We start from the raw sequence: 19,851 nt of genomic DNA on the forward strand, positions 1-19,851 counted from the left end.
CTCCACCGGCCGCGGTTCTAGTTGTTTCCGCTGACGCTTTTCGGCATCATGCTCTATCAGCCGATCTGTTTCAGCACCTGCGGCAGCGCGTCTTCGAACAGCGCCATATCCGCCTCCGGCCCGACGCTGACGCGAATGCAGCGATTGAGGGGCGCCACGCCGGGCATGCGGATGAAAACGCCGCGTTCCATCAGTCCGTCGACGATCGCCCGCGCATAGGCGCCGTCCCGGCCGGCGTCGATCGCCACGAAATTCGTTGCCGAGGGCAGGGGCTCAAACCCGTTTGCCCGGGCGATGCCGCCGATCCGCTCGCGCGCCGCCTGGATTTTCCCGACCACCTCGGCGAGATAGGCCCGGTCCTTGAGAGCGGCGAGGGCTGCCGCCGTCGCCAGCCGGTTCATGCCGAAATGATTGCGGATCTTGTCGAAAGCTTCAGCCGTTCCGGCCGTCGAGATCACGTAGCCGGTGCGTGAGCCGGCCAGTCCGTAGGCCTTGGAGAAGGTACGGGTGCGAACGACGTTCGGCAGCTCGATCAGCGAGGCGATCGACGGCAGCGCGCCTGCCGGCCCCGTTTCGCTATAGGCTTCGTCGAGCACCATCAGCGTCGTCTCGGGCAGCGCCCGGGCGAAGGCGACGATCTTGTCGGCATCCCACCAGCTTCCCATCGGATTGTCGGGATTGGCGAAATAGACCAGCGGTGCATTCTCCCGCTTGACGGCATCGAGCAAGCCGTCGAGATCCTCGCGGTCGTTGGCGTAGGGAACGGTCACAAGCCGGCCGCCGAAGCCGGCAACGTGGAAATTGAAGGTCGGATAGGCGCCGAGCGAGGTGACGACGGGCGCGCCGGGCTCGATCACCAGCCGGACGATCTGGCCGAGCAGCTCGTCGATGCCGCTGCCGATGGCGATATTGGCAGAGGGGACGCCGAGATGGTCACCAAGAGCTTGCCGGAGCGCGAAATTCTCCGGGTCATTGTATTTCCAGATATTGCCGGCCTCTTCGCGCATCGCTGCAAACACCGAAGGAGCGGGACCGAAGCCGTTCTCATTGGCGCCGATGCGCGCCGAAACGGCAAACCCGCGCTGGCGCTCGATCGCCTCGGGACCGACGAAAGGAACGGTGGAGGGCAGGGCGCCGGCAAGAGGCGTGAAGCGCGAAAAGGCGGACATGCGAAGGCGATTTCCCGGATATGTTGACGATCGGCGCAACAATAGGCCCGGGCACCACCGACGCAAGCAAGATTATTTCTGCAATCGACTGGCTGCCGGCCTGTTTACGCCCGGAAGATCGGCGCCCGGCGGGCGGCGATTGCTTCCATGTTGCCGACAAGGAAATCGGTGCGGACGACGCGGCGCAGAACTTCGGGGTCCATGATATTGATGAACCGCACCCCGATGCGTTCCTTGTGCCGGTAGACCTCGGCACAGCCGATCCGGTAGGCGAGGCCGAGAATGTTGAGATAATAATGTTTCGGCAGGCCGGCGGTGGTCGACACGATGAACGTGGCGCCGCCTTGGGAGATATCGATGATCTCGGCGCTTCGCATCGAGACGCCGGTAAGGCATGGACGGACGGCGACGATACGGGCTGGCCGCTTGACGCTGAACTCTTCCCAGCGCAGGTCGTAGACAGCGGATTTGACCGTGGCAAGGTGTGTGGCGCGGAGCATAGACATTCACATTCTCCGTCAGTCAGGACGCATTTGGGGTCTTCATCACAAGCATGCGGGTCTTGATCACGATCAAGCGGGGTCTTGATCACGACCAAGGTCACATGAATGTTTTGCACATTCGTCAAGGACAAAATTACAATTTTAACGAGTTCAAACTTTGTTCCCAAGCGGGACGCCCCGATGTTCATTATCGGGACGCGGGCTTTCACCCGGAGGTCTCGTTTTAGCCGAGGATTCTGACGGCGAGATATCCGCCGACGGCAGTCAGCGCCGTCAGCAACGTGCCCCAGGCCATGTCGATGAGGCTCATCGTCAGCGGCCAGTTGCGGAGCGTCGCGAGATTGGTGATGTCGTACGTGCCATAGGCCGCCAGTCCCAGAATGGCACCGTGGATAAGGGCCGTGGCGATCGAGCCCGCCGATAATGACGGCAGCACGGCAAGCACAACCACCGCGGCGGCAAAGAACAGATAAAACAGCGCGGCGACAGCAAGATTGGGCGAGGGCAGCATCAGCGCTCCCAGCTGGTCGCGATAGAAATTGCGCGCCACCAGTCCAAGCCAGATCCCGTCGCAGACGAGAAGGGTGAGAAAGGTGCCGGCATAAGCAAGCAATGCTGTTTTCATCGTCGATCTCCGAACCTCTCTTTCTACGCGGCAAAGGCCGATCGGATCGCTGTCCGATCGATTTCGCTGCAATTTTTGCGAACTCTTTCAATAGCCGGGCGTTCTGCCTTGATCGATGAAGCACGGCGCGCTTCGAATGACGACAGCGAGGAGTTGAAAATGACCAACGTCAAAATCCCTTGGGAATCATGGGTGGTGGTCTGCGACGGAGCCAAGGCTCTGATCATGCAGAATGCTGGCGACGCTCAACTGATGAACCTGAAGGTGCTTGAAACCCTGACGCAGCCGAGCGCGCCGGATCGCGAGATTGGCGCCGATAAGCCAGGCCGGACCCATGCCGCAGATGGCTTGAGCGGCAGCGCTGTCGAGGAGACCAGCTGGCAGGATCAGGCCGAAGCCGGATTTTTGAAACAGGTGGCCGAAAAGCTCGACGAGCTGGTGCAGAAGAAGAACGCCCGTCGCATCGTTATCGTTGCACCGCCAAAGGCGCTCGGTACATTGCGGCCGGCGCTTCGTGCCGATACGCAAGCCGCGATCACCGCCGAGGTGGCAAAGGATTATACCAATCTGCCGGTGGACGAGATCGAACGGCATCTCGCTGCCTGAGGGTAAGCCGATCTCCCAGATATCCAAAACAAAGCGATAGGGAAAACGCGGGTCTGACGGCCCGCGTTTTCGCTTTATATCGCCGGGCTCTGCCCGGCAAACAGCGCTTCATGATCGGCAAAGAGTGCTGCCAGGCGGTCGATGACGATCCTGACCTCCGGCCGCTGCCTCTCGTCGTCATGCGCGACGATCCACATATCGTAAGTCAGCGCGTCGATGAGCGGCCCGGCGCGGACGAGCTTGCGGTCCTGATCGCCGATGAAACAGGGTAGCACCCCGCGGCCGGCACCGCCGCGGATCAGATGAAACAGCATATGCGGTGTGTTCGTCCAACTGGTGATCCAGTAGTCCGGCTGTTCGAACGTCCATTTGTCAGCCGGCGTGACGGCGGTATCGGTGCCAAGCGAGATCCAGTTGCAGTTGGCCGCGTCATAATCCGCTGCTTGGTAAGCCGCATGCGCCACCTTGACCGAGCGGCGGATCGCGACGTTGCCGCTGTCCGGCCGGCTGTGGCCTAGGGCGATATGCGCCTCGCGATAGGTGAAATCGACGCCGGTATCGCAGGTCTTATAGCACATGCGGAAACTGTCTTTCGGTGTCCAGACGCTGGCGAGATGATCGGCGATGAAACGCGAGGTCCAGCTGTCGGCGGCCGTCGAGACGATCGGCAGCGTCAGCACTTCGCCGCGCCAGTCGGAGATCGCCCGCGCCGCATCCTGCATCAGCCGCACGCGGTCGAGCAGTTCCTGCCCATCTCTCGCCAGCAGATAACCGGTGGGGCCGCGGCTGAACAGCGATCGGCCCGTCACCCGTTCGAGCGCCAGCATGCGCCGGCCGATCGTCGGCGCACTGAGACCGGTGCGCGCGGCTGCCGCCGAAAGCCCGCCGCCGGTCGCGACATGGAAGAAAAGCTGCAGGTCGTCCCAGTTCGCATCTTTCATGGATGAAAACCCCCTTTCCCCAGCGCCTCTACATCGGAGGAGCGTGAAGGCCTAGCTCAAGTGCTCCAGCAATAGATGGAGGATGAAGCAATGCTTCTCAACTGGATCGTTTTGTTTGAGGAACTCGAATCCCGCAATCGCCGCATGCGCCGCGATCCCATGGCCGATCCGCTCGATGGGCCGGAATGGCGCGGACTTCTCTGGATCATTCCGATCATGGCGTATCTGGCCTCGAGAAGAGGCGAGACGAGGAGACCGCGCCGCCACAAGGCGCAGCTTGGACGAAGCCTCAGGTTTCGAAGCTCAGCCGCAGCACGTGGTGCAGGAATTCCGGATTGAGCAGCATGTTGAAGCTGACCGTCACCCATTCGCCTTCGCGCTTGACCATGGTCGCGCCGATCTCGTCATGGATGCCGAGGATTTCGAGGAAGAAATGGCTCGGCATTTCCAGGTTCGGGCTGACTTCGAGCAGCGCGCCGGCAAGGGTGATCGTGCGGATCAGGCAGCGCACCTGCGTTCCGGTGCTGAGGTGATGGCCGACGAAGATAATATTCCCGGGCCTGTCGAGCTTGAATTCCCTGTAAGCACGTTCCGGCTTGGGGTGGTCTGTGTCGAGGTGCATCTGAAAGGCCCTTTTAGCCTCCGCTTGTTCTACCACAGGAGATTAATTGAAGAATGCTGACGATTGCTGAAGAACATCGTTAAGATTGAATGCTTATGGGGAACTTGCGGGAAAATCGCACCGATTTCGGGCAGTTCTGCCCCAAATTTGCTCACTCCAGCCCTATGTCAGCCATTCTTGACATGTCGGCGGCCTTCGCGCATACAAAGGCCGGTTCGAGGCACCGGCCGCTCGCGGATGAAAATCCTTGGTGAAGTCCTCGCGATCATGGTCACGGCCCTTGTGCATGCTGACTGGCGGCAATGCGGGCTCCCATCTACAGTCGAAGAGCATGCCTTGCGAAGGCTCACTCCATGACGACGACCTATCCTGCCATTGACGAATTGAAAGCCCAGGCCAAACGCTTGCGCCAGGCGATGAATGATCGCGGCACCGCATTGACCCACAGTGCCGCCCTTGAGATGATTGCCCGCCAGCACGGCGCGCGTGACTGGAATACGCTGGCGGCGCTAGCGGCAAAACCCAATGCGGCTGCGAAGACGCCGCTCTTCGTCGGCGCGCATATTCGCGGCCGTTATCTCAATCAGCCGTTCACCGGCGAAGTCCTGGCGCTCTCGGCCCTGCCGGGCGGCGAACTCCACAGGGTCACCATCCATTTCGACGAAGCGGTGGATGTCGTGACCTTCGAGAGCTTTTCAGCCTTTCGCCGGCGTGTGACTGCGCAGATCGATGCCGACGGCGTCTCGCCGAGGAAAACCTCGAACGGCGTGCCGCATCTGGTGCTCGATCTCTAAATCATTTTTGATTCCCTTTGAGGCCGCCTGAATCCGGATGTTTTCAACCCGGATCGGACCTCGCCATCCCGCACGGATTTTTCTATGACCGATCTTTCAGAAGGCAATGCCTTTCTCACCGGCTGGTTGCCGGGCGTCTTCATCAGGACGGCGGCGCCGATCGTCGCGATCACCACCGTCAACGGCCTCTTCACCGTCGTCGACGCCTATTTCCTCGGCGCCAATGTCGGCCCCGACGCGCTCTCCGCCGTCAGCCTGATCTTCCCGGGGCTGATGCTGCTGATCGCCCTGCAATCGCTCGTCTCGAACGGCATGGCGAGCATCCTCGCCCGCCGGCTCGGGGCCGGCGATCGCCGGGGCGCGGGCCGGGTATTTGCCGGGGCCCATATGCTGGCGCTGGCCGTCACGCTCGTCCTCAACATCCTCTACTGGACCCTGGGGCGGCAGATCATCGACGCCGGTGCCGGCACGGCCGCCGTGGCCGAGGGCGCCAGGTTGTTCATGGGCGCGATGATCGCCTTTGCGCCAGTGAGCTTCTTCCTGTCGCTGCATCTCGACGGATTGCGCTGCGAGGGCAAGATCGGCTTCATGACGCTGGTGACGCTGACGGCCTCGTTGCTCAACATCTTCGCCAACTGGCTGTTCATGGCGGTGATGCATTGGGGCGTGCTCGGTTCGGCTGCCGGCTCCATCGCCGCGCAATTCGTCTGTCTCGCCGCCGTGCTCGCCTATCGCAGGCGCCGGCCGGCGGCACTCAGGCCTTACCGAGGATTCGCCCTTGCCGAATGGCGCGGCATCGTCGCCTTCGGCGCGCCGATGAGCCTTGGCTTCATCGGCATATCGCTGGCATCCGCCGCCATTCTCGTCAATATCTCGCTCTGGAGCACGCATGATCATGTCGCGACGGTCGCCGCCTACGGCATCATCACCCGGATCATGACCTTCACCTATCTGCCCCTGCTTGGTCTCAGCATCGCCCTGCAGACGATTGCCGGCAACAATCACGGCGCCGGCCTTAGTCTTCGCGTCGGCCGCAGCCTGCAGATCGCCATGCTTGCGGCGCTCGTCTATTGCAGTCTGGTCGAGATCGCCGTCGAACTGCTGGCCGGCCGTCTCGGCGCCGTCTTCGTCGCCGATCCTGCCATTGTCGCCGAGGTCAGGCGAATCCTGCCCTGGACGATCGGCGCCTATTTTCTCTTCGGGCAGATGCTGATCCTGTCGTCCTATTTCCAGTCGATCGGCGATGCGTCGCGCGCGGCGATCTTCGGCCTGTCGCGGCCTTATCTCTTCACCCTGCCGCTCACCTTCCTGCTGCCCTTCGTCTTCGGCGAGCAAGGGATCTGGATGGTGCCGGTCTTTGCCGAGGCAGGCATGTTCATCCTGGCCTTTCTGGTGCTGTCGCAGAATGCCAGGCACCGCGGCTGGCGCTACGGGCTTCTGCCCGCCTGAATCGTAATAGCCGCGCTCGGGAGCGCGGCTATTAGCCGATGCCGTCTATTCCTTGCCCGCCGAGGCGGCCGATGTCGCGGCTTCGGCCTCGTTCAGCGCCTCGGCGCATTCCTGGCAGCAGACCTCGACAGTCTTGCCGCCGAGCTTGACGGTGATGGTCTCCGCGCCGAGTTCGCAGTCACAGGCAGCGCATGTGGTCTTCTTCATTTGATGCTCCTCCATTGATCGTTCCCGGATCGGGACAGGCCCATCAGATCATCGACGACCGCCTCTCCGCTGTCGAAATCTTTAGCGATCGATCGGGATCACGACTTGCGCCGCAACCGCGCCGAGCGCTGGAATTCGGCCGGCGTCTGCCCGAAGGACTGCTTGAAGGATGCGCTGAAATGGCTATGGCTTGAGAAGCCGAGATCGAGGCCGAGCGCGGTCAGATCTTCATACTGGCCGAGCAGATCGAGTGCGCGGGCGAGCCTGAGCCGCAGCTGATAGCGGTAAAGCGGCGTCGCCTCGACCTGCTGGAAGACCTGGGTGAGATAGACAGGCGAGACGCCGACTTCGGAGGCGATTTCCGAAAGTGTCCAGCGCCGGGCGAGATCGGAGGAAAGCACCAGCTTTGCCCGGTCGACGAGTTTCTGCCGACCGGCGCTGGCGCCCGCCGCATGCGATGTGCGCTCGCCGAGCGAGCGGCGCACCAGCGTCAGCGCCAATGTTTCCGCCTCCAGCGTCTCGGCGACGTTGCGGCGGAGACCATGACGCAGGAGCGCGACCAGTGCCTGCGCGCGCGGATCGATCCGCCGGCGCTGGCGACGGAATGAAAAGGCCGCACCCGGCTGCACCTGGTCCTTCGGCGCGAGCTCTTCGAGCATGGTCTCGTCGATCGCGAGATCGATGCAGGCGTCGCCTCCTTCGATCGGATGGCTGATCCGATAACCTTGGTCGGCATTGAAGAACAGCATCTGATTGGCCTCGGCCACCGTATCATTGCGGCCGACATGCCGCATGAAGACGCCGCGATAGGGATAGACGAGGCTCGTCTTGTGAGCGCATTCCTCGTCGCCCTTATGGCGGCAGCCGCCATCGCAGACGATGTCACGAATGGCGACGGTCTTCGTTTGCAGGAGTAAGGCTGTTGAAAACTGCGACATCTTATATTCCCAGCCGGACAGGTCGCCGACGAGGCGACCCGCGGCACAGTATCACAACTGCTGCCTGTGTTCAGTAACGACTATAGACGTGAACGTCGCTTTCCGTCTGCCCCCTGGAAAGGCCGATATCCTTCAACTGATCGTCGGAAAGTTCCATCAGCGCATTGCGGTTGCGCCGTTCGCCGATCTTGCGTGCCAGCCAGCGGACGGCGGTGATTGCCGCAGGCAACAGGCCGGGCCTGTGATGCGAAGAGCGGACGTTGCGGCCTGCTATGGTAATATTCGAGCTATGCATGATGATCCTCCATCCTTGTTGGATGGAGGCAGTGAACCATCAGCGGCGGCTCGGCGCTGTCAGATTATTTAGCGATCTGAGGCAGTCCTCACGCTTTGATCAGCCATTCGTGCTCGACGGCATTGTGGAATTTCCAGATCCGCTTCGGCCCGGCCATGACGTTGAGGTAGTAGAGATCGTAGCCGTGCGTTGCCGCGCAAGGATGGTAGCCCTTCGGCACCAGCGTCACGTCACCATCCTCGATCGCCATCGCTTCGTCGAGCGAGCGATCATCGGTGTAGACGCGCTGGAAACCGAAGCCCTGCGGCGGGTTGAGACGATGATAGTAGGTCTCTTCCAGAAAGCTCTCGTTCGGCAGGTCATCCTGGTCGTGTTTGTGCGGCGGATAGGAAGAGGTGTGGCCGCCCGGCGTGATCACCTCGACGACGAGCAGCGAATGCGCCGAGCTGTCGTCCTCGGGCATGATATTGTTGACATAGCGCACATTCGTGCCTTTGCCGCGCGTCACCTGCGGATGGGTGCCGGGCGGGATTTCTTTCGCCTGATAGGTGCCGCCGCCGGGCGCTGAGCAGACGGCGAGCTCCAGATCGGTCTCCGCCGTCACCGACCATGTCGATTCCATCGGAATGTAGAGCGCATGCGGCGCGCCCTCGAACGGGTTCATGCGGCCGCCGAGCGTTCCGAAATCCTTGGTTCCGGCCGATGCCTTGCCCTTGCCGGTGACCCAGACGAGGCAGACTTCCCGGTCGCCGGTCTCTCCCGAAACCGTCTCGCCCGGCTTTAGCCGGTGCAGATCGAAGCCGACATAGGTCCAGCCGGCATTCTCAGGGGTGACATTCGTGACGCGGCCATGCGTGCCTGATGGTTTCACCTTGAGGTTTGGCATTGGTGGTTCTCCTCGTACGTTGAAATTCCCCGCCCCAAACCCCTCCCCACAAGGGGGAGGGGCTTAATCTGCGGCGCTGTCTCTCACCCATGTTGCACCGTTCCTTCTGCAAGGTGGCCGCTGTCTGGATAAGGCGGTGCCTCAAGTTAAGTCCCTCCCCCTTGTGGGGAGGGGTTGGGGAGGGGTTTTCTTTTCCGTTATCCCTTCGGGAAACCTTCGGTCTCCACCGTATAACCGGCAGCCGTCATCACCCGCATCAATTCGGCATGGCCGATCTCGGCCATTTTCTGCGGCGGCGCCTTGCGCGGATCCTGCTCGGCCTCGACGACAAACCAGCCTTCATAGCCGTGGTCGGCAAGCCGCTGGACGATGGCGCCGAAATCGAGCGAGCCGTCGCCCGGCACGGTGAAAGCGCCGAGCGCTACCGCGTCGAGGAAGGACTGCCGGCTGCGGTCCAGCCCATCGACGACGGACTTGCGGATGTCCTTGACGTGGACATGATTGATGCGGGCGTGGTGGTGGTCGATGGCGCGCAGTACGTCGCCGCCGGCAAAGGCGAGATGGCCGGCATCGAGCAGCAGCGGAATGCCTTCGCCCGAAGAACGCATGAAGGCGTCGAGTTCCGGCTCGGTTTCGACAACGGCGGCCATGTGGTGGTGATAAGAGAGCGGCATGCCCTGTTCGGCGCACCATTCGCCGAATTCCGTGACGCGGCGCGCATAGGCCTTCATCTCGTCGTCGGCAAGCCGCGGCTTGGTCGCGAGCGGCTTGGAGCGGTCGCCCTGGATGGAGCGGCCGACCTCGCCGTAAACGATGCAGGGCGCATTGACCGCCTTGAACAATTCGATCATCGGAGCGATGCGGTCCTTGTTGGCCGTGAGCTCCTCATTGACCAGCGTGCCGGAGAACCAGCCGCCGCAGAGCGTCACGTCGGCGGCGCGCAGGATCGGCAGCATTTCCTCGGGATTGCTGGGGAAACGACGGCCCTGTTCCATGCCGGTGAAACCGGCGCCGCGCGATTGCCGCAGGCATTCCTCGAGGGACACGTCGTCGCTGAGTTCAGGAAGGTCGTCGTTCCACCAGGCGATGGGCGACATGCCGAGTTTGGCCTTCATCTATAGTCTCCTTAAAAATAGTGCGGAGGAGTGGGGCGCTCCTCCGGAAAATGATGGCAATCGAATCAGCGGATACGCTGGGAAGCGCGCGCTTCGACATAGCCTTTGCGCGCTTCGTTGACTTCTGCGCGCGGGCTGACTTCCGGCACCGCGACATCCCACCAGTGGCCGCCGGCCTCGGTGGTGATCAAGGGATCAGTGTCGATGAGGAAGACCGAGGTGCGATCGTTCTTCTTCGAATCAATGATCGCCTGCTCCAGTTCCGCGATCGAGGCGACCTTGACGGCGATGGCGCCCATGCTTTCGGCATGCGCGCGGAAATCGATCTCCGGCATCACCTCGTGATAGGAGTCCTTGAGCAGGTTGTTGAAGTTGGCGCCGCCGGTTCCCATCTGCAATCGGTTGATGCAGCCATAGCCGCGATTGTCGAGAACGACGATGTTGAGCTTGAGGCCGAGCATGACCGAGGTGGCGATCTCGGAATTCATCATCATGTAGGAACCGTCTCCGACCATGACGACGACATCGCGTTCGGGATGCGCCATCTTGGCGCCGAGCCCGCCGGCGATCTCGTAGCCCATGCAGGAAAAGCCATACTCCATGTGATAACTGCCCGGCGCCGTCGCCGGCCAGAGCTTGTGCAATTCGCCGGGAAGACCGCCGGCCGCGCAAAGCACCGTCGTATTCTCGCCGCCGATCGAACGTGCCACTGCGCCGATCACCTGTGCATCGGAGGGCAGGGCGGCATTGGTCGTCGCCATTGCCTTGGCGGCGGCCTCCATCCACACCTTCTTCTCCGCAGTTGCCTTTTCGGCCAGCGCCGCCGGCGCCTTCCAGCCCGAAAGCCCTGATGAAAGCGCCTTCAGCCCTTCGCGGGCATCGGCGACCAGCGGGTAGCTGTCATGTTTCACCGCGTCGTAAGCGGCGATATTGAGACCAACCATCCTCAGGCTGTCGTTCTTGAACAGCGCCCAGGAGCCGGTGGTGAAATCCTGGCAGCGTGTGCCGACGGCGATGACGAGATCCGTCTCCTCGGCGATCGCATTCGCCGCCGACGTGCCGGTGACGCCAACCGAGCCGAGCGCCAGCGGATGGGTCTCGTTGATCGACGACTTGCCGGCCTGGGTGACGACGACCGGAATGGCGTGGGCCTCGGCAAAAGCGGCAAGCTCCTTCGTCGCCTGCGAGTAAAGCACGCCGCCGCCGGCAACGATTACCGGCTTCTGCGACGCCTTGATCAGCGCGATGGCATTGGCCAGCTCGTCCGCGTCCGGCTGCGGCCGGCGGGTCGCCCAGACTTTTTCATCGAACAGGCTTTCCGGATAATCATAGGCCTCAGCCTGGACGTCCTGGCAGAGCGACAATGTCACCGGGCCGCAATCCAGCGGATCGGTCAGCACCTGCATGGCGCGCTTCAGCGCCGAAATGATCTGCTCAGGCCGGGTGATGCGGTCGAAATAGCGCGAAACCGGGCGGAAGGCGTCATTGGCCGAAACCGTGCCGTCGCCGAAATCCTCGATCTGCTGCAACACCGGATCGGGCGCGCGGTTGGCGAAGACGTCGCCCGGCAGGAAGAGAACGGGAATGCGGTTGACATGCGCGACGCCGGCGGCCGTCACCATATTCAGCGCGCCGGGGCCGATCGAGGTCGTGCAAGCCATGAAACGACTGCGGAAATTCGCCTTGGCATAGGCGATGGCGGCATGCGCCATGCCCTGCTCATTGTGAGCGCGATAGGTCGTCAGTTCACCGCGCACCTGATAAAGCGCCTCGCCCATGCCGGCGACGTTGCCATGACCGAAGATCGCCCAGACGCCGCCGAAGATCGGCACTTTCTTGCCGTCGACAACAGTCATCTGCTTTTTGAGAAAATGCGCGACGGCCTGCGCCATCGTCAACCGTATCGTCTTGCCCATCGGGGCCTCCCGCAATCTTCGCTCTCGTTGGTTTCCCCTCCCCAACCCCTCCCCACAAGGGGGAGGGGCTAACTCGTGGGGCTCGCCGCATTTCACCGCAACCTTGCGTCCGCAAGACAGCTCGTTTGTGGCGTAAAGCGATGCCTCAACTTAAGTCCCTCCCCCTTGTGGGGAGGGGTTGGGGAGGGGTCTAATTTATATCCTACTGAAGCTCACGCGTCTTCAGCCACGCCTCTGTCAACTGCCGGAAGCGGCCGGCCATGTCGGCGATCGCTTCCTCGTCGTTCATTGCGCCCGAAAGCCAGGCGCGCGCCGCATCGGCAAAGATCGTCCGGCCAACGGCAAAGCCCTTTACGGAGGGGGCAGCCAGCGTCGCCTCGAAGCAGGAGATCAGCTCGTCGGCTGGCGCCTCGAGCCCCAAAAGCACGATACCGCGGCACCATGGATCATTTTTGGCAATCACCGCATCGATCTTCTTCCAGGCTTCGCTCGATGCCTGCGGCTCGAGCTTCCACCAGTCCGGCTTGATGCCGAGCGCATAGAGTTCTTCCAGCGCCGTGGCGATGGTATCGTTGGTCAGCGGCCCGTTCTTGCCGGCGATGATCTCCACCAGCAGCTCGCGCCCAACCTTGCGGGCGGCCTCGAACAGGGTGCGCAGCTTCTCCTGCTGCTCACTCTTCAATTCGGCCGGATCGTCGGGATGATAGAAGCACAGGCACTTGATGCAATGGCCGAGCGGCCATTCCACCAGCTGCGAGCCGATATCCTGGCTGAATTCGAAACGCAGCGGCTTCGAGCCCGGCAGTTCCACCGGCCGGCCGATCCAGGAGAAATTCTTCGTCGCCGCGTCGAAGAAGGCGTCGCGGCCAAAACGTTCGTCGATCAGCATGCCGTAGCCGTCACGGCCATTCGAAACTCGCGCCGCCGCAGAGACCGCCAGCCGCTTGAAGGCGACGATCTTCTCATGGCCGACGCCGAGCTCATCGGCGACGCTGACAAGCTGCGAACGGTGATCGATCGCCAGCGCCATCAGCAGCGGGATTTCGCCGCGCCGGGTCGATGCCCAGTGGATATGGTTGATCGCCTCGTCCTTGCGCAGCGCCCGATGCTGGCTGCCGGTCTTCAGGAAGTAGTCGAGCTCCGCCCAGGTCGGATATTCCGGCGAGCAGAGCAGCCGGGAGACGGCGAAGGCGCCGCAGGCATTGGCCCAGGTGGCGCAGGTCTTCAGCGGCTCGTCGCGCAGAAAGCCGCGCAGGAAGCCGGACATGAAGGCATCGCCGGCGCCGAGCACGTTGAAGACTTCGATCGGAAAACCCTCGCCGACGATGCCTGCTTCGAGGTCGTCGGCGATCGGCCCGTCATAGACGATGCAGCCCATGGCGCCGCGCTTGAGCACGATCGTCGCCGGCGACAGGCGGCGAATCTCCTTCAGCGCGCCGAGCACGTCGTCGGCGCCGGAGGCGATCAGGATTTCTTCTTCAGTGCCGACGATGAGGTCGCAATCCGGCAGCGTCTCCTTCATCTTCGAGGACACACGGTCGGACTTCACGTAGCGCTCGAAACCTTCGGCATGGCCGGCAAGGCCCCAGAGGTTCGGCCGGTAGTCGATGTCGAAGATTACCTTGCGGCCGTTCGCCTTGGCGATGCGGATCGCCTTACGCTGGGCGGCCTCGGTATTCGGCCTGGAGAAATGCGTGCCGGAAACCAGGACGGCGCGCGACGAGCGGATGAAATTCTCGTCGATATCGCCTTCGTCGAGCGCCATGTCGGCGCAGTCGGAGCGATAAAAGATCATCGGCGACACGCCTTCGGCCTCGACCGCAAGCAGCACCAGCGCCGTCAGCCGCTCCTTGTCGGTGACGATGCCATCTGTCGCTACGCCCTCGCGCGCCGACTGCTCGCGGATGAAGCGCCCCATCTGCTCGTCGCCGACGCGGGTGATGAGGCCGGATTTGAGGCCGAGCCGCGCCGTGCCGATGGCGATATTGGCCGGGCAGCCGCCGACTGATTTGGCGAAGGAGCCGATATCCTCCAGCCGCGAACCGATCTGCTGTCCGTAAAGATCGACCGAGGAGCGGCCGATGGTGATTACATCAAGCGCCGGCTCCGGCCGTGAACCCGGATTCGATTGTACCATGATGTCCTCCCGCTAGATTTTGCGCGGCTTCCAGTGCCTGCGAATTTGTGAATAATGAAACATCGGTTCCGATATTTTGTCAATTCGGAATGTTTATTCCATTTTCGCTTTCCCAGCTTTTGAATGCTGGCGCTTGCGCCGCCGTTCGGCGATGGCGACCGGCAGTGCCATAGTCAGCGCCATCGAGGCCGACAGCGAGCGGAAGCCGGCGAAATCGGCCTCGGCCACCTCGAACCAGTGCGTGGCGCAGGCGGCAAGCGGCGAGAAGGCCGAATCGGTAATAGCGATTACGGGGACGCCGCGGTCGGCAAGTTCCTGGCTCTGGTTGAGGCTGTCGGCCGCATAGGGCGAGAAGCTCGCGGCGATCGCCGCATCCTTCGGTGTCGCGAACTGCACCATTTCCGGGTCGACGCCGTTCGGCGAGGCGACGATCTGGTGGCGGATGTTGAGCTTCGAAAAAGCGTAGGTCATATGCGCCGTCAGCGGATAGGAGCGCCGTTTGGCAATCAGATAGATCGTCTCGGCGGCGGCAAGGATATCCACCGCTTTCGTGAATGTGTCGCTTTGCACCGTCGCCGCTAGCCGGTTGACCGATTGGCTGGCCGCGGCAATAAAGCCTGACAGCAGATTGGCGTCCTCGTCGTCGCCGCTTGCCTGTTCCAGCGTGACGAGCCGCTCTTCATAGCTCAGCGTCCGGTCGCGTAGCCTTTCGCGGAAGATGCTCTGCAGGTCGGAAAAGCCCCCGTAGCCCAGATGATGCGCCAGGCGCACCAGCGTCGAGGGCTGGACGTCGGAGGCGGCCGCGATGCTCGCCGTCGTGCCGAAGGCGATCTCGTCGGGATTGCCGAGCGCGAAGGCCGCGACCTGTGCCAGCCGCTTCGGCATGCTCGCCTTGCGCTCGATGATGGTGCTGCGCAGGCTTTCGAAATCGCGCGGCACACGCGCCTGCCTCTGGGGGTCGTTATCCATGCTTGCGGCTCACGAGATGAAACAAATATTCCATATTGCCAAGCATAGACGATTTCAAAGGGCGCGCCTAATTGTTTTTAATCACCTGTAATTCCAGGCTTTTAGACAATTCTCCCGAAAAATGGCGCCGATGACCGTGGATGGGTCTCTTGTCAAAATGATCCAAATATTCCAAAAATCCGCGCGCAGCTCTGGAGGAGACGGAAATGAAGCCACTCGGCATCGGTTTGATCGGCACCGGTTATATGGGCAAGTGCCACGCGCTGGCATGGAATGCGGTGAAGACGGTGTTCGGCGATGTCGAGCGTCCGCGACTTGTGCATCTGGCCGAAGCCAATGCCGGGCTTGCTGAGGCGCGGGCCGGTGAATTCGGCTTCGAGAAGGCAACGGCCGACTGGCGGGCGCTGATCGCCGACCCCGAGGTCGATGTCGTCTCGGTCACCACGCCCAATCAGTTCCATGCCGAGATGGCCATTGCAGCGCTTGAAGCCGGCAAACACGTCTGGTGTGAAAAGCCGATGGCGCCGGCCTACGCCGAAGCCGAGCGCATGCTGGAAACGGCGAAGCGTTCCGGCAAGGTTGCCGCCCTTGGCTATAATTACATCCAGAATCCCGTCATCCGGCACATCAAGACGCTTGTCGGCGAGGGCGCCATCGGCACGGTCAACCATATCCGCGTCGAGATGGACGAGGATTTCATGGCGGATCCCGATGTCTTCTTCTATTGGAAGAGCGAGCTTTCCGCCGGCTACGGCGCGCTCGACGATTTCGCCGTGCACCCGCTGTCGCTGCTCTGGTATCTCTTCGGCCATGTCGAGGCCGTCATTACGGATATGGTGAAGCCCTATGCCGACCGCCCGCTGAGCGAGGGTGGTCGCCGTGCCGTCGAAAATCACGATGCCGCCAACGTGCTGTTGCGGCTTGGCGGCGGCATCTCCGCCGTGTTGATGGTCAACCGCGCCGCCTGGGGCCGCAAGGGCCGCATCGCCCTGCAGATTTATGGTTCGAAAGGCTCGATCGTCTATGACCAGGAGCGGATGAACGAATTCGAACTCTATCAGGCCGAGGGTCGCGGCTCCGAACAGGGTTTCCGCAAGATACTGGCGGCGCCCGCCCATCGGCCTTATGATCGCTTTATCCCGGCGCCCGGTCACGGTCTCGGCTTCAACGATCTGAAGATCATCGAATGCCGCGAGCTGATCCGGGCAATATCGGGCGAGCCGTCGTCGATCGTGACATTTAAAGACGGTCTCAGGATAGAGAAGTCGGTGCATGCCATGGCACAGTCCTTCCACGAGCGTCGCTGGATCGAGATCGGCTGAAGGTAAAGGCCGCTCTCCGTTGACGGCGCATAGGGCAGGGGATAGGCCTTGGCATGAGTGTCGGGCCTAGTTTCAGGAGTGAGATCGTGACGGATAGACTGGTGATCATCGGTGCGGGGCAGGCCGGTTTCGCAATGGCGGCCAAGCTGCGTGCCTTGAAGGACACGCGCCCGATCACCCTTATCGGCGCCGAAGACGTCGCGCCCTATCAGCGCCCGCCGCTTTCGAAGAAATACCTGCTCGGCGAAATGGCCTTCGACCGTTTGCTGTTCCGCGACGAGCACTGGTATGGCGATAATGATGTCGACCTTCGCCTTTCCACATGGGCCGAGCAGATCAAGCCGGACAGCAAGCAGGTTCTGCTGCAGGACGGCTCCGTTCTCGACTACGGCACGCTGGCGCTCGCCACCGGCTCGACGCCGCGCCGGCTGCCGGCCGCAATCGGCGGCGATCTTGAAGGTGTCTACGTCGCCCGCGACAAGCGCGATGCCGATCTGCTCGCCGAGGAGATGCGCCCCGGTCGCCGTGTCCTCATCATCGGCGGCGGTTATATCGGCCTGGAGGCGGCAGCCGTCGCCCGCCATCGCGGCCTTGAGGTCACCGTCATCGAGATGGCCGACCGCATCCTGCAGCGCGTCGCGGCGAAGGAGACCGCCGACATCATGCGCGGGATCCATGAGTCCCACGACGTAGTGATCCGCGAGAAAACAGGGCTCAAGCATCTGGTCGGCAAGGACGGCCGCGTCACCGGCGCCGCGCTGTCCGACGGATCGGTTATCGATATCGACTTTGCCGTCGTCGGCATCGGCGTCGTGCCGAATGACCTGCTCGCCAAGGAAGCCGGCCTCGAAGTCGCCAACGGCATTGTCGTCGACGAATTCGCCCGCACCTCCGATCCGGCGATCTTTGCCGCCGGCGATTGCGCGGCCCTTCCCTGGCAGGGTGGCCGCATCAGGCTCGAATCGGTGCAGAACGCCGTCGACCAGGCCGAGGCGGCGGCAGCCGTCATTGCCGGTGGCAACGAGCCCTATGATCCGAAGCCATGGTTCTGGTCGGACCAGTATGACGTCAAGCTGCAGATCGCCGGCTTCAATCTCGGTTATGATGAAACACTGCTGCGCCCCGGCGCCCGCGAAGGCGCCCATTCCATCTGGTACTTCCGGGAAGGCCTGCTGATCGCCGTCGATGCCATCAACGACGCCAAAGCCTATGTGACCGGCAAAAAGCTGCTGGAATCCGGAACCAACCCCGACCGATCGATTCTCGCCGACCCCGCTGCCGATCTCAAGCGCCTGCTCGGCTGAGCCGGGAACCGATTCTGCAAGGAATCACCCCGGCGGGAACGTCGTGCGGGGATCGCCCATCCTATCGGACGCTAAACGGCAAAGCTCAGCTTTGCCGCCTAAGAGAACGAAGCGCGATCAAATTCTCCCGATCGCGCCAGGAAATGCGGTCTGTTTGTGCAACCGGCCGAAATGCCGCCCACTGCATTTCTTCTGGTGAAACCTGAAAAAACCCTTGCATTCACAGACCGGTCACCATAGTTAGGCCGCACCGGAGAGGTGGCCGAGTGGTCGAAGGCGCTCCCCTGCTAAGGGAGTATACGTCAAAAGCGTATCGTGGGTTCGAATCCCATCTTCTCCGCCACTTTGATTTTTCCCAGCTCAGTTCAATCCTCATCGTGCAACAGAGAATAACCTGCGCTTTCGCGGTTATGTCTCGTAGTTGCTGGACGGTCATGCGTCATGGCCGCGCCAGGAGAAATCGCGCCGCCTTGAGCGGGAGAATCGCCAGCAGGGAATCACTCGTCTCTCCCATGCCCCCGGCAGGCAGCGAAACCGGATCTGTGCATGTCCGGTTACGCTTGGAGCGGTGGCGATATCCTCTCAGCATCCGGATTTCGTCCAAAAAGCGTCGCAAATGTGGTGTGCAGCCAATGTCCAGTTCACTGTTGACCCGACCTAAACCTCCGCAAAATCAGGGTTTTCTTAACAAAGCATAAAGGAAATCGAGGCTGGCTGCCCGACTTGTGTCCTTTGAGCAACAGGAAGTCGGGAAGGCTCCCTCAAATCCCCCATCCGAGTAAGTTGGTGATTGCGTGACGGCTTCCGTCTTGTATTTTCAGCGTCGGAAGCAAGGGCGACTGATCGTCCACTTCTTCAAACACGGGAATGGGGCAGGGAACGCTGCTCAGCGAAAGATCCCAAACCCGATCGAAACTTTGAATTGGAGGTCATTTATGAACATCAAGAGCCTTCTTCTCGGCTCCGCTGCTGCTCTCGCAGTAGTTTCCGGTGCTCAGGCTGCTGACGCTATCGTTGCTGCCGAGCCGGAACCGGTTGAATACGTCCGCGTCTGCGACGCTTACGGCACCGGCTACTTCTACATCCCGGGCACCGAAACCTGCCTCAAGATCAACGGTTACATCCGTTTCCAGGTCGACGTTGGTGATCAGCCGCTCAATGGCTCGGCCAGCAACGACTCGGATTGGGATGCCAAGACCCGCGGTCAGGTTCAGTTCACGGCCAAGAGCGACACCGAGTACGGTCCGCTGACCGGCGTCATCGTCATGCAGTTCAATGCTGACAACGCTTCGGATCAGAGCGCCATCCTCGACTCCGCTTACCTCGACATCGCCGGCTTCCGCGCTGGTCTGTTCTACAGCTGGTGGGACGACGGCCTCTCTGGCGAAACCGACGATATCGGTTCTCCGGTCACGCTGCATAACTCCATCCGTTATCAGTACGAAACCGACGCCTTCTACGCTGGCATCAGCGTCGACGAACTGGAAGACGGCTTCTACAAGACGGACGAAGAGCCGAACAACGTCGGCGTTGCCGTCGGTCTCGGCGGCAAGGCTGGTGCCTTCAGCTACCAGATCACTGCCGGCTACGACGTCGACAACGAAGAAGGCGCTGTCCGTGCAATGGGTACGGTTGACATCGGTCCTGGTACGCTCGGCCTCGCTGCCGTATACGCTACCGGCCCGAGCTCCTACTACACCAAGGCTGAATGGGCTATCGCTGCCGAATACGCAATCAAGGCAACCGACAAGCTCAAGATCACTCCTGGCGTCCAGTACTACAGCAACTACTACGTTGCTGGCGACGACTTCAGCGATGATGACGCATGGAAGGTCGGTCTGACGGTTGATTACCAGATCGTCGACAACTTCTACGCCAAGGCTTCGGTTCAGTACCTCGATCCGGACAATGCTGACGACTCGACGGCCGGCTACTTCCGCCTGCAGCGTTCGTTCTAATCTGATCTGACTTCGGTCAATCAGGAAAACCCGGCTCTTTGAGCCGGGTTTTTTGCTTTGGGTCCGATCGCACCTGTTACCCGCCGCCCGGCTTT

20 protein-coding genes and 1 tRNA gene are annotated in these 19,851 nt (G+C 61.7%); 8 read left to right on the top strand and 13 right to left on the bottom strand.

What is annotated here, in order from left to right; translation table 11 throughout:
- Window positions 1-56: 56 nt before the first annotated feature.
- From CO657_RS05160 to CO657_RS05170, 3 genes are all read right to left on the bottom strand, one after another.
- The gene (locus CO657_RS05160; RefSeq protein ID WP_054181744.1) at window positions 57-1,169 is read right to left on the bottom strand and encodes a pyridoxal phosphate-dependent aminotransferase; all 1,113 of its coding nucleotides are present in this window, start codon (window positions 1,167-1,169) and stop codon (window positions 57-59) included.
- A 104-nt stretch (window positions 1,170-1,273) separates the two neighbouring features.
- Window positions 1,274-1,675 (bottom strand): pilus protein PilZ, encoded by a 402-nt coding sequence (locus tag CO657_RS05165; RefSeq protein ID WP_003569234.1) that lies wholly within the window; start codon window positions 1,673-1,675, stop codon window positions 1,274-1,276.
- 220 nt (window positions 1,676-1,895) lie between these two features.
- Entirely contained in the window at window positions 1,896-2,297 is a 402-nt protein-coding gene (locus CO657_RS05170) for a DUF2177 family protein (protein WP_012557100.1), read from the bottom strand.
- A 159-nt stretch (window positions 2,298-2,456) separates the two neighbouring features.
- Between CO657_RS05170 and CO657_RS05175 the strand changes: the two genes are divergently transcribed.
- A complete protein-coding gene (locus CO657_RS05175) occupies window positions 2,457-2,903 on the top strand; it encodes a baeRF12 domain-containing protein (protein ID WP_012557101.1) in 447 nt (148 codons plus the stop codon).
- Window positions 2,904-2,977: 74 nt separating this feature from the next.
- On the opposite strand, the gene CO657_RS05180 is transcribed toward CO657_RS05175, so the two are convergent.
- Window positions 2,978-3,844 carry a LysR family transcriptional regulator gene (locus CO657_RS05180; protein ID WP_003587621.1) on the bottom strand — a complete coding sequence of 289 codons (867 nt, stop codon included), beginning with the start codon at window positions 3,842-3,844 and terminating at the stop codon, window positions 2,978-2,980.
- A gap of 90 nt (window positions 3,845-3,934) precedes the next feature.
- On the opposite strand from CO657_RS05180, the gene CO657_RS37220 reads away from it, so the two are divergent.
- On the top strand, window positions 3,935-4,183 hold the full coding sequence (locus tag CO657_RS37220) for a hypothetical protein (protein ID WP_003587620.1): 249 nt from the start codon (window positions 3,935-3,937) through the stop codon (window positions 4,181-4,183).
- On the opposite strand, the gene CO657_RS05190 is transcribed toward CO657_RS37220, so the two are convergent.
- On the bottom strand, window positions 4,134-4,466 hold the full coding sequence (locus CO657_RS05190) for a hypothetical protein (protein WP_003587619.1): 333 nt from the start codon (window positions 4,464-4,466) through the stop codon (window positions 4,134-4,136). The genes CO657_RS37220 and CO657_RS05190 overlap by 50 nt on opposite strands.
- A 353-nt stretch (window positions 4,467-4,819) precedes the next feature.
- On the opposite strand from CO657_RS05190, the gene CO657_RS05195 reads away from it, so the two are divergent.
- Window positions 4,820-5,260 (top strand): glyoxalase superfamily protein, encoded by a 441-nt coding sequence (locus tag CO657_RS05195; RefSeq protein WP_012557102.1) that lies wholly within the window; start codon window positions 4,820-4,822, stop codon window positions 5,258-5,260.
- 84 nt (window positions 5,261-5,344) lie between these two features.
- Window positions 5,345-6,709 carry an MATE family efflux transporter gene (locus CO657_RS05200; protein WP_054181745.1) on the top strand — a complete coding sequence of 455 codons (1,365 nt, stop codon included), beginning with the start codon at window positions 5,345-5,347 and terminating at the stop codon, window positions 6,707-6,709.
- A 45-nt stretch (window positions 6,710-6,754) separates the two neighbouring features.
- Here the strand turns inward: CO657_RS05200 and CO657_RS36620 are convergent, their stop codons facing one another.
- The 8 genes from CO657_RS36620 to CO657_RS05235 form a co-directional block, all read right to left on the bottom strand.
- Window positions 6,755-6,916, bottom strand: a complete 162-nt coding sequence (locus CO657_RS36620) for a hypothetical protein (protein WP_003587616.1) — start codon at window positions 6,914-6,916, stop codon at window positions 6,755-6,757.
- 98 nt (window positions 6,917-7,014) lie between these two features.
- Window positions 7,015-7,854, bottom strand: a complete 840-nt coding sequence (locus CO657_RS05205) for a helix-turn-helix transcriptional regulator (protein WP_003587615.1) — start codon at window positions 7,852-7,854, stop codon at window positions 7,015-7,017.
- Window positions 7,855-7,924: 70 nt separating this feature from the next.
- Complete coding sequence (locus tag CO657_RS05210; RefSeq protein WP_054181746.1) at window positions 7,925-8,149, bottom strand: DUF1127 domain-containing protein; 225 nt, start codon at window positions 8,147-8,149, stop codon at window positions 7,925-7,927.
- An 88-nt stretch (window positions 8,150-8,237) separates the two neighbouring features.
- Entirely contained in the window at window positions 8,238-9,035 is a 798-nt protein-coding gene (gene iolB, locus CO657_RS05215) for a 5-deoxy-glucuronate isomerase (RefSeq protein WP_054181747.1), read from the bottom strand.
- A gap of 197 nt (window positions 9,036-9,232) precedes the next feature.
- Window positions 9,233-10,150, bottom strand: a complete 918-nt coding sequence (gene iolE / locus CO657_RS05220) for a myo-inosose-2 dehydratase (RefSeq protein ID WP_054181748.1) — start codon at window positions 10,148-10,150, stop codon at window positions 9,233-9,235.
- A 65-nt stretch (window positions 10,151-10,215) separates the two neighbouring features.
- Window positions 10,216-12,066 carry a 3D-(3,5/4)-trihydroxycyclohexane-1,2-dione acylhydrolase (decyclizing) gene (gene iolD / locus CO657_RS05225; RefSeq protein ID WP_054181749.1) on the bottom strand — a complete coding sequence of 617 codons (1,851 nt, stop codon included), beginning with the start codon at window positions 12,064-12,066 and terminating at the stop codon, window positions 10,216-10,218.
- Window positions 12,067-12,268: 202 nt separating this feature from the next.
- A complete protein-coding gene (locus CO657_RS05230; RefSeq protein ID WP_054181750.1) occupies window positions 12,269-14,203 on the bottom strand; it encodes a bifunctional 5-dehydro-2-deoxygluconokinase/5-dehydro-2-deoxyphosphogluconate aldolase in 1,935 nt (644 codons plus the stop codon).
- Between the two features lie 93 nt (window positions 14,204-14,296).
- Window positions 14,297-15,172 (bottom strand): MurR/RpiR family transcriptional regulator, encoded by an 876-nt coding sequence (locus tag CO657_RS05235; RefSeq protein ID WP_003587609.1) that lies wholly within the window; start codon window positions 15,170-15,172, stop codon window positions 14,297-14,299.
- 206 nt (window positions 15,173-15,378) lie between these two features.
- Between CO657_RS05235 and CO657_RS05240 the strand changes: the two genes are divergently transcribed.
- The 4 genes from CO657_RS05240 to CO657_RS05255 all read left to right on the top strand — a co-directional run bounded on the left by CO657_RS05240 (window position 15,379) and on the right by CO657_RS05255 (window position 19,756).
- On the top strand, window positions 15,379-16,494 hold the full coding sequence (locus CO657_RS05240; RefSeq protein WP_054181751.1) for a Gfo/Idh/MocA family protein: 1,116 nt from the start codon (window positions 15,379-15,381) through the stop codon (window positions 16,492-16,494).
- A gap of 86 nt (window positions 16,495-16,580) precedes the next feature.
- Window positions 16,581-17,798 (top strand): NAD(P)/FAD-dependent oxidoreductase, encoded by a 1,218-nt coding sequence (locus tag CO657_RS05245; RefSeq protein WP_054181752.1) that lies wholly within the window; start codon window positions 16,581-16,583, stop codon window positions 17,796-17,798.
- A gap of 252 nt (window positions 17,799-18,050) precedes the next feature.
- Window positions 18,051-18,141, top strand: a tRNA-Ser gene (locus tag CO657_RS05250).
- A 592-nt stretch (window positions 18,142-18,733) separates the two neighbouring features.
- Entirely contained in the window at window positions 18,734-19,756 is a 1,023-nt protein-coding gene (locus CO657_RS05255) for a porin (protein WP_054181753.1), read from the top strand.
- Window positions 19,757-19,851 lie beyond the last annotated feature (95 nt).

Origin of the sequence: Rhizobium acidisoli (assembly GCF_002531755.2) — a bacterium.
GTDB lineage: Bacteria > Pseudomonadota > Alphaproteobacteria > Rhizobiales > Rhizobiaceae > Rhizobium > Rhizobium acidisoli.

Coding starts and splice junctions, on each gene's coding strand:
- CO657_RS05170 (WP_012557100.1), bottom strand. CDS start 2,297: ATGAAAACAGCATTGCTTGCTTATGCCGGCACCTTTCTCACCCTTCTC.
- CO657_RS05235 (WP_003587609.1), bottom strand. CDS start 15,172: ATGGATAACGACCCCCAGAGGCAGGCGCGTGTGCCGCGCGATTTCGAA.
- CO657_RS05205 (WP_003587615.1), bottom strand. CDS start 7,854: ATGTCGCAGTTTTCAACAGCCTTACTCCTGCAAACGAAGACCGTCGCC.
- CO657_RS05200 (WP_054181745.1), top strand. CDS start 5,345: ATGACCGATCTTTCAGAAGGCAATGCCTTTCTCACCGGCTGGTTGCCG.
- CO657_RS05190 (WP_003587619.1), bottom strand. CDS start 4,466: ATGCACCTCGACACAGACCACCCCAAGCCGGAACGTGCTTACAGGGAA.
- CO657_RS05210 (WP_054181746.1), bottom strand. CDS start 8,149: ATGCATAGCTCGAATATTACCATAGCAGGCCGCAACGTCCGCTCTTCG.
- iolE (WP_054181748.1), bottom strand. CDS start 10,150: ATGAAGGCCAAACTCGGCATGTCGCCCATCGCCTGGTGGAACGACGAC.
- CO657_RS05240 (WP_054181751.1), top strand. CDS start 15,379: ATGAAGCCACTCGGCATCGGTTTGATCGGCACCGGTTATATGGGCAAG.
- CO657_RS05255 (WP_054181753.1), top strand. CDS start 18,734: ATGAACATCAAGAGCCTTCTTCTCGGCTCCGCTGCTGCTCTCGCAGTA.
- CO657_RS37220 (WP_003587620.1), top strand. CDS start 3,935: ATGCTTCTCAACTGGATCGTTTTGTTTGAGGAACTCGAATCCCGCAAT.
- iolD (WP_054181749.1), bottom strand. CDS start 12,066: ATGGGCAAGACGATACGGTTGACGATGGCGCAGGCCGTCGCGCATTTT.
- CO657_RS05175 (WP_012557101.1), top strand. CDS start 2,457: ATGACCAACGTCAAAATCCCTTGGGAATCATGGGTGGTGGTCTGCGAC.
- CO657_RS05180 (WP_003587621.1), bottom strand. CDS start 3,844: ATGAAAGATGCGAACTGGGACGACCTGCAGCTTTTCTTCCATGTCGCG.
- CO657_RS05160 (WP_054181744.1), bottom strand. CDS start 1,169: ATGTCCGCCTTTTCGCGCTTCACGCCTCTTGCCGGCGCCCTGCCCTCC.
- CO657_RS36620 (WP_003587616.1), bottom strand. CDS start 6,916: ATGAAGAAGACCACATGCGCTGCCTGTGACTGCGAACTCGGCGCGGAG.
- CO657_RS05165 (WP_003569234.1), bottom strand. CDS start 1,675: ATGTCTATGCTCCGCGCCACACACCTTGCCACGGTCAAATCCGCTGTC.
- CO657_RS05195 (WP_012557102.1), top strand. CDS start 4,820: ATGACGACGACCTATCCTGCCATTGACGAATTGAAAGCCCAGGCCAAA.
- CO657_RS05230 (WP_054181750.1), bottom strand. CDS start 14,203: ATGGTACAATCGAATCCGGGTTCACGGCCGGAGCCGGCGCTTGATGTA.
- iolB (WP_054181747.1), bottom strand. CDS start 9,035: ATGCCAAACCTCAAGGTGAAACCATCAGGCACGCATGGCCGCGTCACG.